The organism is Streptomyces sp. NPDC002138 (assembly GCF_040296485.1).
Lineage (GTDB): Bacteria > Actinomycetota > Actinomycetes > Streptomycetales > Streptomycetaceae > Streptomyces.
This window is the reverse complement of record NZ_JBEOXE010000035.1, coordinates 67,113-83,819: the sequence shown is the minus strand read 5'-3', so window position 1 is coordinate 83,819 and position 16,707 is coordinate 67,113. Positions and strand designations below refer to the sequence as shown.

Here is a 16,707-nt window from a genome sequence, read left to right as displayed (position 1 = left end):
TCGGTCTCGATGCGTGTCTCTCGTTCGTGGCGCTCGTACGTCAGGGGTGTCCTGGCGGTGCTCGCGGTCCTTGCGGGCGGCCCCTTCCGCCACGGGGGAAGTGGGGAGGAAGGGGCCGCGCGCGGGGCGTCGGACGCGGCGGGGGTGGGCGCGTCGACGCGGTCGGTGGCGGCGCGGGTCAGTAGCGGAAGGCGTAGGCGAGCCTGCGGCCGAAGGACTTCTGCCGTCTGGACGCCATGAACGCGAGGTTGCGCTGGAGGTCCGAGGCGTCGGCGGCCACGCGGCGCTCCGCCTCCTCGATCGCCTCCTTGACGGGTACGACCAGCGGCAGTTCGAAGATCTCGACGATCTTCTCGATGCGCTGCGGGATCGGGCCGCCCACGATCCGGTACGGGATCTTGGTCTCCTCCAGCGCGCCGAGGAGCAGTTCGTCGGAGAGCCGGCGGAACTTCTCGGAGACCGGCCGGTGTCCGTCGCGGTCCATGTCGAACTCGACGGGCAGGTGGACGAAGGCGTCGTAGGACCGCTTGGCGCGGTCCTTCTGTATCTCCCCGAGGGTGTTCGTGTACTTCTGGTAGAAGCCCTTCGACACCACTCCCAGGGTCTTCTTCACGCCCTGGAACCACCACGGCATGCCGGGGTTGATGCCGACCCGCATCCGGGCCTCGAAGTAGACCCACTCGTGGAAGACGCCGCCGTCGGATATGAACGCGCCGGTCCCCGCTTCGTTGACGAGGCGCTCCTCGTAACGGCGCAGGCCCAGCTTGACCAGCTCCATGGCGTTGAGCTCCATCACCGTCTTGCCGGGGACGAGGTCGACGAGCAGCTCACGCGAGGTCTTGGCGTGGGTCCGCGGGATGCCGGTCGCGATGGCGAGGGCTTCCGTGGTGGTCGACTTCCCGGTCGAGTAGGTACCGGATATCGCCAGTTTGAGATCGGGCTTGTCGCCCCACTTGGGGACCTCGAGCTGCATTTTCTGTGACCTTTCTCCGTTGGCGCTTGGGTGAGTGGAGCTACTTTCCGAGGGGGGCCGGAATCTGAATTGATCTACCTTCCCTGGACGGCCGCGAGCGCCTTGTCGATGTCGACGGCGACGGGCAGACCGGTGATCTCGACAATGCGCTGGAGGCGCTCGGCGGGCGTGCCGGTGATCGTGTGCACGGGAATGCCGGTTTCCGCTATGGCGGGCAGCAGGATCTTGTCCGACAGTGTGCGGAAGATGTCGTTGACGGGACGGTCGTCCCCGTCCAGCGGGAATTCGACGGGCAGGTGGAAGAAGACGTCGTACGCGGTCTTCGCGTGCTGCACCGCGAGCTTGCCGATGTGGTCCGCGACGTCTTCGTAGGCGGCGGTGACCTCGCTGCGGAAGCGGCTGTCGAGCGGCTGCTCGGTGCCCGGTTTCGGGCCCACGATCAGGCGGAGCTTGGCAAACACCCAGTCATGGATGATCGATCCGTCGCTGATGAAGCCGGCCGGGTGGGCCGCCTCCGCCAGGGTGCGCTCGGCGTGGCGCCGCACGGTGAGCTGGAGCAGCTCGCCCTCGGTCCAGCTCCAGGTGTGCTTTCCCTCCCCGCCAATGGGCTCCCGCATGACGGTTCCCTTGGCGCAGGGAAGTCCGGTCACTTCGGAGAGTGCCTCGGAGAGGAGGGTCTTTCCAGATCCGTAGGCGCCGGCAATGGCGATTCTCTGGCTCATGCAGAAATCATTTCAGCAGCGCGGGCTTTTTCACAGCCTCTCCTGCCGCTATGAGCAGGACACCTGTTACCACCACCAATAGGCGGGGCAGGCCGAGGAGCCGGCTGGCTCACACAGAAAGCCCCGGCTCCATGAATTCTGGAGCCGGGACGGAAGATCTGCAAGGGTGGCAACGCTTTTTAATAAAATTCTTCCAAAGGTTCCCAGCAGGGCGTGCCGGAATGATTGGCGAGCCGCCCGAAGACGGCGCCCGAGAAGTGGTTGGCGAAGCCGGCGGTGCCGGGGCGCGCCAGCTCGGCGAGCAGCGCGCGGCGGGCCTCGGCCCCGCGCTCGGGGTGCGCGTCGACCACCACCCGCCAGTCGGGGCGGGCGAGCTGGGCCGGGGTGTGGAAGAGGTCGCCGAAGGCGATCAGCCGGCGCTCGCCGGAGGTGAGGACGTAGGAGGTGTGTCCGGCGGTGTGCCCGGGGGTCGGCCACGCGGTGACGCCGGGGAAGACCTCCTCCCCGCCCCCGACGGTCCGCGTCCGGCTCGAACCGGCGGCGGGCCGTGCCCAGTGGGACCATTCGGCGGCCGATGCGGCGAAGGCGGCGTTGACGAAGGGGGAGGCGAGTCCCGGGCCGGGGCGCAGCGCCCAGCCGAGGTGGTCGTCGTGGAGGTGGCTGAAGGCGATCAGTTCGATGGCGGCGGGGTCCACGCCGACGGCGTCGAGGGCCGCGGGGAGCTGTCCGCCGACGAGGGCGCCGAGGGCCGGGTGGGTGTTCTCGGCGGGGACGGCGTGGGGGCCGAAGCCCGCGTCGACGAGCATCGCGCGGTCGCCGTGGCGGATCAGGAGGGCGCCGATGGAGGCGGTCAGGAAGCCGTCGGGGTCCAGGAGCGCGGCGTTGCGGCCGGCCCAGTCCGCGGCCGTGCTGTCGGGGAGCCAGCGCCTGGGGTCGAGCTGTACGTGTCCGTCGGGCAGCCAGGTGACGGTGTGCTCACCGAAGCGCAGGGTGCGCGGCGCGGTGGCCGGGGTGGTTCCCCGGGTGACGGTCGTCATGGCGGATCGGTCCTCTTCTCAGACGATGGCGCCGTGTCCGCCGAGCGGGCGGGCCAGGACGCCGGACCGCCCGGCGGCGGCCCATTGCTCGGTTAACTCGGCGGTTCCGTACTGCGGGCTGAGCAGGATCAGCTGGAGACCGGCGCGGCCGTTGACGCACAGGGAGATCTTGGTGAACTCCAGCTCACCCAGGTCGGGATGGCGCAGTCGCTGCACGCCCTCGGTGCGGGTGGCGACCCGGTGGCGGGCCCAGAGGGCGGCGAACACCGGGCTGAGTTCGGTGAGTTCGCGTACCAGCGCGCCCAGCCGGGCATCGGCGAGCAGCTCGCCGCCCTGGGCGCGGAAGGCGGCGACGGCCGCGGCGGCCTCCTGGTCCCACTGGGGGAAGCGTTCGCGGGCGGCGGGGTCGAGGAAGAGCGTGCGCAGGTAGTTGGACCGTTCGCCGCCGAGGCCGAGCAGGCGGGTGGCGGTGGCGTTGGCCGCGGTGACGTCCCAGCAGTGGTCCAGGACGTAGGCGGGGCTGGGCAGGAAGCCGTCGACCACCTGGAGCAGCAGCGGCAGGTCGTCGTCGGCGCAGCGCTGGGGGCGGCCCACTCCCGCGTAGCCGGCCAGCCGCATGGCGTAGAGGCGCTGGGTCTCGTCGAGGCGGAGCACCCGGGCGATGGCGCCGAGGATCTCCGGGGAGACGTTCTTGGCGCGGCCCTGTTCGATCCACGCGTACCAGGAGGCGCCGATGCCGGCGAGCATCGCGACCTCCTCGCGGCGCAGTCCTGGCACCCGGCGGGCCGCTCCGCCGGGGAGTCCGACCTGCTGGGGGGTGACCTCGGCCCGGCGCTCGGCGAGGAAGTTTCCCAGTTCGGCGAGTTTCGGGTCCACGAGCCGCTGTGCGTTACGAGTCATCGTGCATCTCCTCCTCACTCCCCGGTAAGCGTAGAGAACGCTCGCTCTTTTTTCTACACCATAGAGAGTACTCGCTTTGTTTTTCTGGGATGCTACCTACGTAGCGCACGGCCGGGGGGCCGGAACGACGCCGACCACCGACCACCGAGGGGCCACCCATGACGACACACCACGAACGTGCAGGTACGAAGCAGGAGCGGGCCGGCCGGACCCGCAGCCTGCTCATCGAGGCGGCAGGGGAGGAATTCGCCCGCAGGGGGTACGCCGGCACCTCGCTCACCCGGATCAGCAGGTCGGCGATGGCCACCATCGGCGCCCTGACCTTCCACTTCCCCGCGAAGAACGACCTGGCGGAGGCGGTGTGCGAACGCGGTCACGACCTGACCGCCGACGCCGTCGAGGAGGCCGCGGTCTCCACCGGACCGGGCGGTTCCGCCCTGGAGGCGCTCACCGAGGTGACACAGACGCTGGCCGGGCTGCTGGAGAAGCAGCCGGTCGTCCGGGCCGCCGCCCGGCTCTCGCGCGAGCTGCCGGTGAGCGCCGACTGGTACGACGCGTGGACCCCGGCCGTGCGCTCCCTGCTGACCCGGGCCCACCGCGGCGGCGAGCTGGAGCGCCGGCCGGGCGCGGACCCCGAAATCGTCGGGGTGCTCGTCGCCTGCCTCATCTCCAACCTCGAGGTGTCGGTGCAGCGGCAGTACGAGTCGGCATCGGGCAGTGGCTGGAGCGTGCGGGGCCGACTGGCCGAAGTGTGGGAGGTCCTGTGGTCCGGAATCTCCCCTGCGTCCGTTACCTGTGGATCTGACGGCAGGGCCGCGGACCCCTCCTCACCTGGCAAAGACCCTTCGGTGGCCTGAAAAGACCCCTCCGTAGAAGGGTTCGCACCGGCCCGGGCCGCCGCCCGGAGCGACCGGCTCCCGCTGACCGCGGGTCCGCTCAGACCTGCGCCGCGCCCTGCCCTTCGGCGCGCGCGGCGCCCGTCAGGTCGAGCTTGGCGATCACCGCGGGCGCCGCGATGGACGGGAGCAGGTAGCCCCAGAGCGCACTGATCCGCCCTATCAGGTTCTCCCTGCCGGTGGTGATGTTGGACATCAGCTGGGTGCCCGTGTACGCCCCGACGAGGATCTCGGCGAAGTCCTCGACGTCCACGCCGGGCAGCAACTCGCCCTGCGCGCGCGCCGCTTCGAGCTGCGCGCGGAAGAGGTCGATCCACAGGCGGTACGGGGCCGCGTCCCGCATGCCGAATTCGCCCTGCTCCACCGCGAGCCGCACACCGGCCCGGAACAGCACGTTGGTGCGCATCTGGTGCGCGACCTCGAGGTTGATGTAGATCAGCCGCTGGAGGCCGTCCTCACCCTCCGTGAAGGACAGGTCGGTGGCCTGCTCGGCCATGACCGCCTTCGCGATCTCCTCCTTGGAGGCGAAGTGGAAGTACATCGCGCCCATGGTGGTGTCCGCCGTGCGCACGATCTTGTTCATGCTCGCACCCGAGAAACCGTGCTCGTCGAACACTTCGGCGGCAGCCCGGAGGATCTTCTCTCGGGTCCGGATGGCTCGGGCTTGCCTGGCCTGCGACACGATCACTCCACTTGCGCCTTGGGTCGGATGATGCGAGCACCCCTCTCGCAAAAAAACGAACGCCCTCTATGTTATGCCAGCGGACGGCGGGCCTGGGTGGGCCTCTCTCCCGATGAACGCATCCTCTGGCGGCCAGTTCAAGCCACTCTCGACTTTCCACCCGTTCACGCTCGACAAACAAAACGAGCACTCTCTAGTTTAATTCGAGCTGGCCACCCCGGAACCTCGTCCCGGAGGGAGCCCGGCCAGCCTGCCCCGGTACCGCACCGCACCTGCCACGCCTTCGCGACGCATCTGCACCACGCCTGCACCACACCGGTTCTCGCACGGCCATCTCAGGGGGATACACATGGAGTTCGAGTACGCCCGCTACCAGTCCGGCGCCATCCCGCAGCTCCCCTTCGGCGGACCGGCCGAACCGCCCGCCACGGTCACCACCACCGTCCCCCGCGAGTACGTCCACAAGGCCGCCCTGTCGGAGGTGCTCCTGACCGGCTGGCACCGCGAGGACCAGGATTCCTTCACCATCACCGCCCAATGGCCCCGCGCCCACAGCTTCTACCGCTCCCAGAACGGGCTGCACGATCCCCTCCTCTTCGCCGAGACCGTGCGCCAGATCTTCCCGCTGCTCTCCCACGCCGCGTACACCGTCCCCTTCGGGCACCACCTGATCTGGGAGTACTTCCGCTACGCGATAGCCCCCGGCGCCGCCGCCCTGCAGGCCCGGCTCCGGCCGGCCGAGGTCACCCTGTACGTCAACTGCCACGACGTGGTCCAGCGCCGCGGCAAGCTCGGCGCGCTCTCCCTGCACGTGGAGGCCCGGCGCGACGGGGTCTGGCTCGGCAGCGCGCAGACCCGGTTCAGCAGCCACGCGCCCGCCATCTACCGCAGACTGCGCGCCGGTTACGCCGACGTGGACACCGCGCTGGCGGGCTCCGTCCCGGTGCCGCTGCCGGTCTCGCCGAAGCTGGTGGGCCACGAACTGCGGGAGAACGTCGTCCTCGCCGCCACCACCTCCCCGCACCGCTGGCAGCTGCGCGTGGACACCGACCACCCCGTGCTCTTCGACCACCCCGTCGACCACGTCCCCGGCGCGCTCATGCTGGAGGCCGCCCGCCAGGCCGCCCACGTCGTCGCCGGGCCCGCCCGGGCCATGGCCGCGGCGATGGACACCCGGTTCACGCGCTTCGCCGAGCTCGACTCCCCGTGCTGGGTGGAAGCGGAACCGGAACCGGGCACCGGCCGGGTGCTGGTCACCATCCACCAAGAGGGGCAGGAGCTGTTCACGGCGCGTGTCAGCACGACCCCGCTGCCCGCCCGGCGCCCCCTCGCGGACCCCGCGGTGCCGCACGCCGCGGCCCACCCGGCGGTCCAGCCCGCGATCTCCGCGTAGGCGCCCCCGCCGGACCGCGCCGGCCCGCGCCGGGCCCGTCCGGGCTGCCGCTGTCGGACCCCTCGGGTAGCTTCCCAAGTATCGGGATCTACCAGGGGGTTCGACGATCATGAGTGACCTCGCGACGAGGCCGGAGCTGGACTCGGCGATGGACCGGCACCGGACCGAGCTGACCGGTTACTGCTACCGGATGCTCGGCTCGGCCTTCGACGCCGAGGACGCGGTGCAGGACACCTACATCCGCGCCTGGCGCAGCTACGAGAAGTTCGAGGGCCGTTCCTCGCTGCGGTCGTGGCTGTACCGCATCGCCACCAACGTCTGCCTGGACCTGCTGGCGGCGGGGAAGAAGCGGGCCCGCCCGATGGACCTCACGGCGCCGCAGCACCAGGCCTCCGCGGTCCTGAGCGAGCGCCCCGAGGTGACCTGGCTGGAGCTGGTGCCGGACGCCCGGGTGCTCCCGCAGACCGCCGACCCGGCCGAGCTGGCGCTGGCCAAGGAGTCCGTCCGCCTCGCCTTCGTGGCGGCGCTCCAGCACCTGCCGGCCAAGCAGCGGGCCGTGCTGATCCTGCGCGAGGTGCTGGCCTGGAAGGCGGACGAGGTCGCGACCCTGCTGGACACGACCGTGGCCTCGGTGAACAGCGCCCTGCAGCGGGCGCGGGCCACCCTGGCCGCGACCCGGATGCGCGCGAGCGAAGCGGCGGACCCGCTGGACGCCGGGCAGGCCGAGCTGCTGGAGCAGTACCTCGCCGCCTTCGAGGCGTACGACATCTCGCGGCTGACCACCCTGCTGCACGAGGACGCCGTGCTGTCGATGCCGCCGTTCGACCTGTGGCTCCAGGGGCACGAGGACATCGCCGCCTGGCACCTGAACCAGGGCATCGGCTGCCGCGGCTCGCGCCTGGTCGCGACCACGGCGAACGGCATGCCCGCCTTCGGCCAGTACCGCCCGGCGGCGGACGGCCGGGGTCACACCCCATGGGCCCTGCAGGTCCTGGAGGTCTCAGAGGGCCGGATCGTCGGCCTCAACGCCTTCCTGGACACCGCGCGCTGGTTCCCCCTCTTCGGGCTCCCGGACCACCTCGGCTAGGGGGTGTCCGACGGATGTGCGTGGGGAACACCCCCTGGCCCGGCCTCCCCGGCCGGTCCCGCCAGCTCCTCCAGCCCCGCCAGCCGGAGCAGGCCCAGCAGCCCCGCTCCGGCCCCCGTGACGGTCAGCGCGGCCCCGCTCCGGCGAGCGGCCAGCGCGAGCCGTGCGAGGGCCTCCACGGCCGCCAGGCCCGGTTCGGTGACGGCGCTGACGTCCCACACCACCCCCGCTCCGCACCGCAGCCGTGCGAGCGCCTCTCCCGTCTCCCCGGCCGTCATTCCGGGCCCCGGCACCACGAATCGTTTCGTCTTCACGCCATGAATGACCGCCGCCCCCGCCGAAAGTCATCGGCGGGGGCGGCGGGACCAGGCGGGCGGCGCGTTACGCGATGCGGTCCAGGACGATCGGGGTCGCCGTGAAGGACGTACCGGCCGGGGCGATGTCGAAGGAACCGTCGAGGGCCGCGACGGCGTACTCGAACTTCTCCGGGGTGTCCGTGTGCAGCGTCATCAGGGGCTGGCCCGCGACGACGGCGTCCCCCGGCTTCGCGTGCAGCTCGATGCCCGCGCCCGCCTGCACCGGGTCCTCCTTGCGGGCACGGCCCGCGCCCAGGCGCCAGGCGCCCACGCCGACCGCGTACGCGTCCATGCGGGTCAGCACGCCCGAGGCCGGCGCGCTGATCACGTGCTGCTCCCGGGCCACCGGCAGGGCCGCGTCCGGGTCGCCGCCCTGCGCCGCGATCATCCGGCGCCAGACGTCCATGGCCGAACCGTCCGCCAGGGCCTTCGCCGGGTCCGCGTCGCGGATGCCCGCCGCGGCCAGCATCTCGCGGGCCAGCGCCAGGGTCAGCTCGACCACGTCGGACGGGCCACCGCCGGCGAGCACCTCGACCGACTCGCGGATCTCCAGCGCGTTGCCCGCGGTCAGGCCCAGCGGGGTGGACATGTCGGTCAGCAGCGCGACCGTCCTGACCCCGTGGTCGGTGCCGAGGCCGACCATCGTCGAGGCCAGCTCGCGCGCGTCCTCGATGTTCTTCATGAAGGCGCCGGAGCCGACCTTCACGTCGAGCACCAGCGAGCCCGTGCCCTCGGCGATCTTCTTGGACATGATCGACGACGCGATCAGCGGGATCGCCTCGACGGTGCCCGTGACGTCGCGCAGCGCGTACAGCTTCTTGTCCGCCGGGGCCAGCCCGTCGCCCGCCGCGCAGATGACCGCGCCGGTGGTGTCCAGGACGTGCAGCATCTCCTCGTTGGAGAGCAGCGCGCGCCAGCCCGGGATGGACTCCAGCTTGTCCAGGGTGCCGCCGGTGTGGCCGAGGCCCCGCCCGGAGAGCTGCGGTACGGCCGCGCCGCAGGCCGCGACGAGCGGGGCCAGCGGCAGGGTGATCTTGTCGCCGACGCCGCCGGTGGAGTGCTTGTCGGCGGTCGGGCGGGACAGCGAGTCGAAGTTCATGCGCTCGCCGCTCGCGATCATCGCGGCGGTCCAGCGGGCGATCTCGGCGCGGTTCATGCCGTTGAGCAGGATGGCCATCGCCAGGGACGACATCTGCTCGTCGGCGACGACACCGCGCGTGTACGCGTCGATGACCCAGTCGATCTGCTCGGGGCTCAGCTCACCGCGGTCACGCTTGGTCCGGATGACGGAGATGACGTCCATGGATGCTTCCTTCTACGCGCATAGAGATGGAGGAGAAAAAGACGGGAAGTAGGACGGCCCTCCGCCTCGGGGGGCGAAGGGCCGTCCGCACGGCTATCTCAGGTGGTCGGGCCCGAAGGCCTGCGGCAGCATGGCCGCGAGCGGCAGGACGCCCTCCGGCGTCTCCACCTGGAGCTCGGGCCCGCCGAACTCGTACAGGAGCTGCCGGCAGCGCCCGCACGGGACGAGGACCTCGCCCTTGCCGTCGACGCACGTGAAGTGCGTCAGGCGGCCGCCGCCGGTGGCCTGGAGGGCCGAGACGAGCCCGCACTCGGCGCACAGGCCGAGTCCGTAGCTGGCGTTCTCGACGTTGCACCCGGTGATGGTGCGGCCGTCGTCGACCAGCGCGGCGACCCCGACCGGGAAGCCGGAGTAGGGGGCGTACGCCCGGGACATGGCGTCCCGGGCCGCGTCGCGCAGGGCGTCCCAGTCCGGGACGGTCGCGGTCGTCACTTGCCCTGGCCCTTGCGGTACGGCATGCCGTCCGCCTTCGGCATCCGCAGGCGCTGCGCCGACAGGGCGAGCACCAGCAGGGTGGTGACGTAGGGCGCGGCGTCCACGAACTGGCTCGGGACCGCGTCCGTCGTCGCGTACCAGACGTAGAGCAGCACGGCGCAGACCGCCGAGACGCCCGCCGAGATGTACTTCTTCCGGTAGCCCTGCCAGATCGCGGCCAGCACCAGCACGATCGCGACCAGCAGCAGCAGCGCGTGGACGTTCTCGGCGCCACCGCGCAGCTTGAGGCTGTCGATGAAGCCGAACAGGCCGGCGCCCAGGGCCATGCCGCCGGGCATCCAGTTACCGAAGATCATCGCGGCGAGACCGATGTAACCGCGGCCGCCGGTCTGGCCCTCCTGGTAGATCGGGCTGGCGACGATCGACAGGAACGCGCCGCCGAGGCCGGCCAGGCCGCCCGAGACGATCACGGCGATGTACTTGTACTTGTACACGTTGACGCCGAGGGATTCCGCGGCCACCGGGTTCTCACCGCAGGAGCGCAGGCGCAGGCCGAAGGTGGTGCGCCACAGCACCCACCAGGTGCCCGGGATCAGCAGCAGCGCGACGACGGTCAGCAGCGACAGCTCGGTGACCAGGCCGCCGATGACGCCGGCCACGTCCGAGATGAAGAACCAGTGCTTGCCCTGGAGGGTGGTCATCCAGTCGGACAGCCCCGGCACGGTGATCTTGTAGATCGGTTCCACCTGCGGGGACTGCTTGGAGGAGCCGCCCGGGGCCTCGTTGAACGTGAAGTTCGACAGGTACTGGGTGAAGCCCAGCGCGAGGATGTTCACGGCCACACCGGAGACGATGTGGTTCACGTTGAAGGTGACCGTGATGATCGCGTGCAGCAGGCCGCCGATGGCGCCGCCGATGATGCCGGCGGCGACGCCGGTCCACGGACCCCACTGGTAGCCCGCCCAGGCGCCGAACCAGGTGCCGAGGATCATCATGCCCTCGAGGCCGATGTTGACGACGCCCGCACGCTCGGCCCACAGGCCGCCGAGACCGGCGAGGCCGATCGGCACGGCGAGGGAGAGGGCGCCGGACACCTGGCCGACCGAGGTCAGGTCCTGGGCTCCGCTGACCACGCGGACCAGCGAGATCAGCGCGAGGCCGCCCGCGATGATCAGCATGATCCAGGGCAGGGTGAGCTTCTGGCGGCCGCCCTGCTTCTTGGGGGCGGCGCTCGTCGCGGAGACGGTACTGGTGCTCACGCCGCGACCTCCTTCTCGGTCTTGATGGCGTGGCCGGCGGCCAGCTCCTCGCCGACCTTCTGCTGCTGGCGGCGGATCCCGTAGCGGCGGACCAGTTCGTAGGACACGACGACCGCGATCACGATCAGGCCCTTCATGATCGTGCCGATCTCCTTGGCGTAGCCGTTCTGGTCGAGCGAGGCCGAGGCCTTGTCGATGAAGGACATCAGGAAGGAGGCGAAGAGGATGCCGACCGGGCTGTTGCGGCCCAGCAGCGCGATGGTGATGCCGGTGAAGCCGACGCCCAGCGGGAAGGACAGGTTGTACGTGTGGGTCTCGCCCAGCAGCTGCGGCATGCCGGAGAGGCCCGCGACCGCGCCCGAGATCAGCATCGAGGTGATGATCATCTTCTTGGCGTCCACACCGGAGGCCTGCGCGGCGGACTCGCTGGCGCCGGTGGCGCGCAGGTCGAAGCCGAAGCGGGTCCGGTTGAGCGTGAACCAGTAGACGATGCCCAGCGCGAAGGCCACGAAGGTGAAGCCGTAGATCTCCAGGCCGTCGCCGACGGTCACCGCCGGGAACCAGCCGGACTCGGCGATGTCACCGGTCGTCAGGTCGTTGGAGCCCACGGGCTGCACGCCGAAGTTCTTCGGCAGGATCAGCCACGCGATCAGGCTGGTCGCGATGGCGTTCAGCATGATCGTGGAGACGACCTCGCTGACCCCTCGCTTGGCCTTCAGGACACCTGCGATACCGGCCCAGAACGCACCGGTCAGCATCGCGACGACCACGATCAGCAGGATGTGCAGCGGGCCGGGCAGGGTCACGGCCGTGCCGACCACCGCGGAGATCATCGCCGCGAGACGGTACTGGCCGTCGACGCCGATGTTGAAGAGGTTCATCCGGAAGCCGATGGCCACGGCCAGGGCCGCCAGGTAGTAGGTGCCCGCCTGGTTGAGGATGAGGATCTGTACGTCCTCGTAACCGGCGTTCTCCACCATCAGGCGCAGGGGCTCGATCGGGTCCACGCCCGTCGCCGCCAGCACGATCACGGTCAGCACGAAGGCGGCGACCAGCGCGAGCACGGGCCCGGCGAAGGCGAGGAGCAGCCGGTCCTTGTCGAATTTCTTCATCGGGCCTCGTCCTCCGGGGATGCGGTACCAGCGTCGGTACCGGCGTCGGAGTGGTTGTCGGGTGCTTCCAGGTGCCCGGTCGCGGCGCCCGTCATGGCGGTGCCGAGTTCTTCCGGGGTGACGGTCGCCGGGTTCGCGTCCGCGACCAGGCGGCCGCGGTAGATCACGCGCAGGGTGTCGGACAGGCCGATCAGCTCGTCCAGGTCGGCCGAGATCAGCAGCACGGCCAGGCCCTCGCGGCGGGCCTCGCGGATCGTGTCCCAGATCTGGGCCTGCGCGCCGACGTCCACACCGCGGGTGGGGTGGGCGGCGATCAGGAACTTCGGGCTGTGGCTCATCTCGCGGCCGACGATCAGCTTCTGCTGGTTGCCGCCGGAGAGCGAGGCCGCGGTGACCTCGATGCCGGGCGTGCGGACGTCGTACTCGCGCACGATCCGCTCGGTGTCCGCGCGCACGGCCTTCGGGTCCAGGATCCCGCGCTTGGAGTTGGGCGCCTCGGTGACGTGACCCAGGATGCGGTTCTCCCACAGCGGGGATTCCAGCAGCAGGCCGTGCCGGTGGCGGTCCTCGGGGATGTAACCGATCCCGCCTTCGCGGCGCTTGCGCGTCGTGACGGTCGAGATGTCCTTGCCGTCCAGGGTGATGGTGCCGCCATCGGGGATGCTCATGCCCATCAGGGCCTCGATGAGTTCCGTCTGGCCGTTGCCCTCGACGCCCGCGATGCCGAGCACCTCACCCTTGTGGATGGTGAAGTCGATGCCGCCGAGCACCTCGCGGACGACGCCGTCCGGGTCGGTGGCCGCCAGGCGCAGGTCCGCCACCTGGAGCATCGGCGTCGTCGTCACCGTGGACTCGCGGGTCTCGGGCGACGGGAGTTCGGAGCCGACCATCAGCTCGGCGAGCTGCTTGGTCGTGGTGTTGCGCGGGTCGGCGGTGCCGACCGTCGTGCCGCGCCGGATGACGGTGATGTCGTCGGCGACCTTCAGCACCTCGCCCAGCTTGTGCGAGATGAAGATGACGGTCAGGCCCTCGGCCTTGAGCTCGCGCAGGTTGTCGAAGAGCGCGTCCACTTCCTGCGGGACGAGCACGGCGGTCGGCTCGTCGAGGATGAGGATCTTGGCGCCCCGGTAGAGGACCTTGAGGATCTCCACGCGCTGCCGGTCGGCGACACCGAGGTCCTCGACGAGGGCGTCCGGGCGCACGCCCAGGCCGTACGCGTCGGAGATCTCCTTGATCTTCTTGCGGGCCTTGCCGCCGATGCCGTAGAGCTTCTCGCCGCCGAGGACGACGTTCTCCAGCACGGTGAGGTTGTCGGCGAGCATGAAGTGCTGGTGCACCATGCCGATGCCGCGGGCGATGGCGTCGCCGGGGCTGGAGAAGGTGACCTGCTCCCCGTCGATCGCGATGGTGCCCTCGTCCGGCTTCTGCATGCCGTAGAGGATCTTCATCAGGGTCGACTTGCCGGCGCCGTTCTCACCGACGAGGGCGTGGACCGTGCCCTTGCGGACGGTGATCGCGATGTCCTTGTTGGCGACGACGCCGGGGAAGCGCTTGGTAATGCCGTTCAGTTCTACGGCGAGAGGGGGGCTGGACGCGTTGATGACGCACTCTCCTTGGCGCGGAAGGAGCTGGAAAGCCGAGACGGCAGGGGCAGCAGGGGGGAGATCGGCCGGGCGGGTGGGAGGGAGAAGGACGGTATCGCGTCCACGATGCCTCTACGCGCGTAGCACAGTCGAAAATGAAAACTTGCGGCCAACTGGCCAGAAATAGCGATCAAGAACCGAAGAAGACGGCTCGGGGCCCGGGAGCGGTAGAGACCGCTGCCCGGACCCCGGAGACCATGTCTGCCCGTCGGTCAAGCCGTTACGGAGTGGTCTTGACCGTGATCTTCTTCGCGATGATGTCGGCCTTCGCCTTGTCGACCGCGGCGATGACGTCGGTCATCTTCTTGTACTCGGGGTTGGAGTCGGCCAGGCCGACGCCGTCCTTGTCCAGGCCGTAGCGGATCTCGCCCGTCTGCGGCTTGCCTTCTTCGACCGACTTGATCAGGTTGAAGACGGAGAGCTGGACCTGCTTGGTGACCGAGGTCAGGATGTGGTCCTTGTACTTGACCAGACCCGCCTGGTTGTACTGGTCCGAGTCGACACCGATGGCCCACTTGCCCTTGCCGGCGGTGGCCTCGATGGCACCCGAGCCGGCCAGACCGGCGGCCGCGTAGATCACGTCGGCGCCCGCGTCGAGCTGACCCTGCGCCGTGGCCTTGCCGAGGTCGGGCTTGGAGAAGCCGTCGAAGTTCGGGGGCTGGGTCAGGTAGTGCGAGAGCACCTTGGCGTTCGGGTTGGTGTCCTTGACGCCCTGGGTGAAGCCCGCCTCGAACTTCTTGATCAGCGGGACCTCGACACCACCGATGAAGCCGACCGTGCCGGTCTTGGAGACCTTGGCGGCGGCGACGCCGGCCAGGTAGGAGCCCTGCTCCTCGTTGAACACCAGGTTGGCGATGTTCGGGCCGGTCACCGAGGTGTCGTCGATGATGCCGAAGGTGGTCTTCGGGAACTTCGGCGCGACCTTCTTGATGGCCGGGGCGTAGGAGAAACCGACGCCGATGACCGGGTTGTTGCCCTTGCGGGCCAGCTCGGTGAGGCGCTGGACCTTGTCGGCCTCGCCCTCGCCGTCGGTGGGCTCCGCCTCGGCGCCCTTGACCTTCAGGTCCTTCTCGGCCTGCTGGAGGCCCGCGTAGGCGGCGTCGTTGAACGACTGGTCGCCGCGGCCACCGATGTCGTACGCGATGGCGACGGAAGCTTCCTTCTTGTCAGAGGAAGATCCGGTGTCCGAGGACTTCTTACCGCCACAGGCGGTGGCCGAGAGGGCGAGCGCCGCGGAGGCGATGCCCACGGTGGCGATCCTGGTGATCCGGCGCAAGGGGAGGCTCCTTCAAAACCTGACCGAAGCGCCGGGACCGGCGCTGGTTTCGCCGCGATCGTAACGCGCGTAGATGTCAGTTAAAGCCCCGTACATGAGTCGTTATCGGATCGTCGCGAACCGGACAGTGACCGATCGGTAACCGGTCACGGGTCCAGCCCTTGTGTATCAAGGGCTGGACGCGTCCACCCGCAGGTCCTCGGGTGTTGTACGGACCTTTACCTGACCGGCTGGCCGACGGACCTCCCCCGCCGCCCGTCGAGCAGCGCGGCGGCCGTGAAGAACTCGACTCCGACGGCGATCGCGGACTCGTCCACGTCGAAGTCACCGCGGTGCAGGTCGTGCTTGGCGGTGTCCCCCGGCGCGCGCACCCCGAGCCGGGCCATCGCGCCCGGGACGTGCTCGAGGTACCAGGAGAAGTCCTCCCCGCCCAGGCTCTGCTCGGTGTCCTCGACGGAGTCCATGCCGCGCCGCGCCGTCATCGCCTCGCGCAGCAGTTCGGTGACCGCCGGGTCGTTGACCACGGGCGGGACGCCGCGGACGTAGTTGATCGACGACTTGGCGCGGTGCATCGTCGCGATCTCGTCGATCGCCGCGTGGACCAGCTCGGGGGCCTCGTGCCAGGCGCCCAGGTCCAGGCAGCGCACGGTGCCGGAGAGCTCGGCGTGCATCGGGATGACGTTGCACGCGTGTCCGGCCTCGATCCGGCCCCAGGTGACGGACATGCCGCTGCGGGCGTCCATCCGCCGGGACAGCAGCGCGGGGACGTCGATCGCGATCCGGGCGGCCGCCGTCACCAGGTCGGTGGTCAGGTGCGGCCGCGCGGTGTGTCCGCCGGCTCCCTCGAGGGTGACCTCGAGCCGGTCGCAGGCCGAGGTGATCGCGCCGGCCCGCAGGCCGATCCGGCCCGCGTCCACGCGCGGGTCGCAGTGGACCGCGATCATCTTGCCCACGCCGTCCAGCGCGCCGGAATCGATGGCCTCGGTGGCGCCGCCCGGCAGGACCTCCTCCGCGGGCTGGAAGAGCAGCCGTACGGGCCGGGGCAGCAGCCCCTGCCGGTCCAGCTCGGCCAGGACCAGGCCGGTGCCGAGCACGACGGCGGTGTGCACGTCGTGGCCGCAGGCGTGGGCGCGGTCCGGGACGGTGGAGCGGTAGGACACGTGGGTCTTGGCGTCGGGGATGGGCAGTGCGTCGATGTCCGCGCGAATGGCGAGCATCGGGACCACGCCGTCCCAGCTCCCGACGTCACAGATCAGGCCGGTGCCGGAGGACAGTACCCGTGGTCGCAGGCCCGCTTTCTCCAGCCTCGCCTTGATCGCGGCGGTGGTACGGAACTCCTGGTGCCCGAGTTCGGGATGCATGTGCAAGTCCCGGCGGAACGCGATCAGTTCGGCACGCAGGTGGTCCGGGAGCGTACCGGGCAGCTCGGGCTGGGCGGGCTTGCCGGGCAGGGCGGTCTGTGACTCGCGGGACATCAACTGGTTCACCCGTTGAAGAGTAGGCGTAGCGGCGGGTCAACTGGCCGGAGATCAGCAAAAGTTCAACCCGTTAGGGGAAGAAAACCCGGCCTCCG

Annotated in this window: 16 protein-coding genes; 3 read left to right on the top strand and 13 right to left on the bottom strand. The window is 70.1% G+C overall.

The genetic code is table 11. The features are described 5' to 3' along the window. Window positions 1-178 precede the first annotated feature (178 nt). The 4 genes from ABT084_RS22870 to ABT084_RS22855 form a co-directional block, all read right to left on the bottom strand. Complete coding sequence (locus ABT084_RS22870) at window positions 179-973, bottom strand: AAA family ATPase (RefSeq protein ID WP_351046869.1); 795 nt, start codon at window positions 971-973, stop codon at window positions 179-181. 74 nt (window positions 974-1,047) lie between these two features. Next, window positions 1,048-1,695, bottom strand: a complete 648-nt coding sequence (locus tag ABT084_RS22865; RefSeq protein ID WP_351046866.1) for an AAA family ATPase — start codon at window positions 1,693-1,695, stop codon at window positions 1,048-1,050. A gap of 179 nt (window positions 1,696-1,874) precedes the next feature. Continuing rightward, complete coding sequence (locus ABT084_RS22860; protein ID WP_351046863.1) at window positions 1,875-2,732, bottom strand: MBL fold metallo-hydrolase; 858 nt, start codon at window positions 2,730-2,732, stop codon at window positions 1,875-1,877. Between the two features lie 18 nt (window positions 2,733-2,750). Continuing rightward, on the bottom strand, window positions 2,751-3,632 hold the full coding sequence (locus ABT084_RS22855; RefSeq protein ID WP_351046860.1) for a helix-turn-helix domain-containing protein: 882 nt from the start codon (window positions 3,630-3,632) through the stop codon (window positions 2,751-2,753). A gap of 158 nt (window positions 3,633-3,790) precedes the next feature. On the opposite strand from ABT084_RS22855, the gene ABT084_RS22850 reads away from it, so the two are divergent. Beyond that, window positions 3,791-4,489, top strand: coding sequence for a TetR family transcriptional regulator (locus ABT084_RS22850; RefSeq protein ID WP_351046857.1), 699 nt, complete (start codon window positions 3,791-3,793; stop codon window positions 4,487-4,489). A 79-nt stretch (window positions 4,490-4,568) separates the two neighbouring features. Here ABT084_RS22850 and ABT084_RS22845 read toward each other — a convergent pair whose 3' ends face one another. Beyond that, window positions 4,569-5,210, bottom strand: a complete 642-nt coding sequence (locus ABT084_RS22845) for a ScbR family autoregulator-binding transcription factor (RefSeq protein WP_351046854.1) — start codon at window positions 5,208-5,210, stop codon at window positions 4,569-4,571. 349 nt (window positions 5,211-5,559) lie between these two features. On the opposite strand from ABT084_RS22845, the gene ABT084_RS22840 reads away from it, so the two are divergent. Beyond that, the gene (locus ABT084_RS22840; protein ID WP_351046851.1) at window positions 5,560-6,603 is read left to right on the top strand and encodes a ScbA/BarX family gamma-butyrolactone biosynthesis protein; all 1,044 of its coding nucleotides are present in this window, start codon (window positions 5,560-5,562) and stop codon (window positions 6,601-6,603) included. Between the two features lie 109 nt (window positions 6,604-6,712). Then, window positions 6,713-7,690, top strand: a complete 978-nt coding sequence (locus ABT084_RS22835; protein ID WP_351046848.1) for a sigma-70 family RNA polymerase sigma factor — start codon at window positions 6,713-6,715, stop codon at window positions 7,688-7,690. Here the strand turns inward: ABT084_RS22835 and ABT084_RS22830 are convergent. The 8 genes from ABT084_RS22830 to ABT084_RS22795 form a co-directional block, all read right to left on the bottom strand. Further along, the gene (locus ABT084_RS22830) at window positions 7,687-8,004 is read right to left on the bottom strand and encodes a sulfate transporter (protein ID WP_351046845.1); all 318 of its coding nucleotides are present in this window, start codon (window positions 8,002-8,004) and stop codon (window positions 7,687-7,689) included. The genes ABT084_RS22835 and ABT084_RS22830 overlap by 4 nt on opposite strands. A gap of 67 nt (window positions 8,005-8,071) precedes the next feature. Then, the gene (locus ABT084_RS22825; RefSeq protein WP_351046842.1) at window positions 8,072-9,349 is read right to left on the bottom strand and encodes a thymidine phosphorylase; all 1,278 of its coding nucleotides are present in this window, start codon (window positions 9,347-9,349) and stop codon (window positions 8,072-8,074) included. A gap of 93 nt (window positions 9,350-9,442) precedes the next feature. Beyond that, window positions 9,443-9,841, bottom strand: a complete 399-nt coding sequence (locus ABT084_RS22820; protein ID WP_351046840.1) for a cytidine deaminase — start codon at window positions 9,839-9,841, stop codon at window positions 9,443-9,445. Next, on the bottom strand, window positions 9,838-11,103 hold the full coding sequence (locus ABT084_RS22815) for an ABC transporter permease (RefSeq protein ID WP_351046838.1): 1,266 nt from the start codon (window positions 11,101-11,103) through the stop codon (window positions 9,838-9,840). The genes ABT084_RS22820 and ABT084_RS22815 overlap by 4 nt, the downstream gene beginning before the upstream one ends. Further along, complete coding sequence (locus ABT084_RS22810) at window positions 11,100-12,215, bottom strand: ABC transporter permease (RefSeq protein ID WP_351046836.1); 1,116 nt, start codon at window positions 12,213-12,215, stop codon at window positions 11,100-11,102. Before ABT084_RS22810 ends, ABT084_RS22815 begins: the two co-directional genes overlap by 4 nt. Next, on the bottom strand, window positions 12,212-13,783 hold the full coding sequence (locus tag ABT084_RS22805) for an ABC transporter ATP-binding protein (RefSeq protein WP_502968998.1): 1,572 nt from the start codon (window positions 13,781-13,783) through the stop codon (window positions 12,212-12,214). Before ABT084_RS22805 ends, ABT084_RS22810 begins: the two co-directional genes overlap by 4 nt. Before the next feature lie 295 nt (window positions 13,784-14,078). After that, entirely contained in the window at window positions 14,079-15,134 is a 1,056-nt protein-coding gene (locus ABT084_RS22800; protein WP_351046832.1) for a BMP family lipoprotein, read from the bottom strand. 218 nt (window positions 15,135-15,352) lie between these two features. After that, window positions 15,353-16,609 carry an amidohydrolase gene (locus tag ABT084_RS22795; protein WP_351046892.1) on the bottom strand — a complete coding sequence of 419 codons (1,257 nt, stop codon included), beginning with the start codon at window positions 16,607-16,609 and terminating at the stop codon, window positions 15,353-15,355. Window positions 16,610-16,707: the final 98 nt, after the last annotated feature.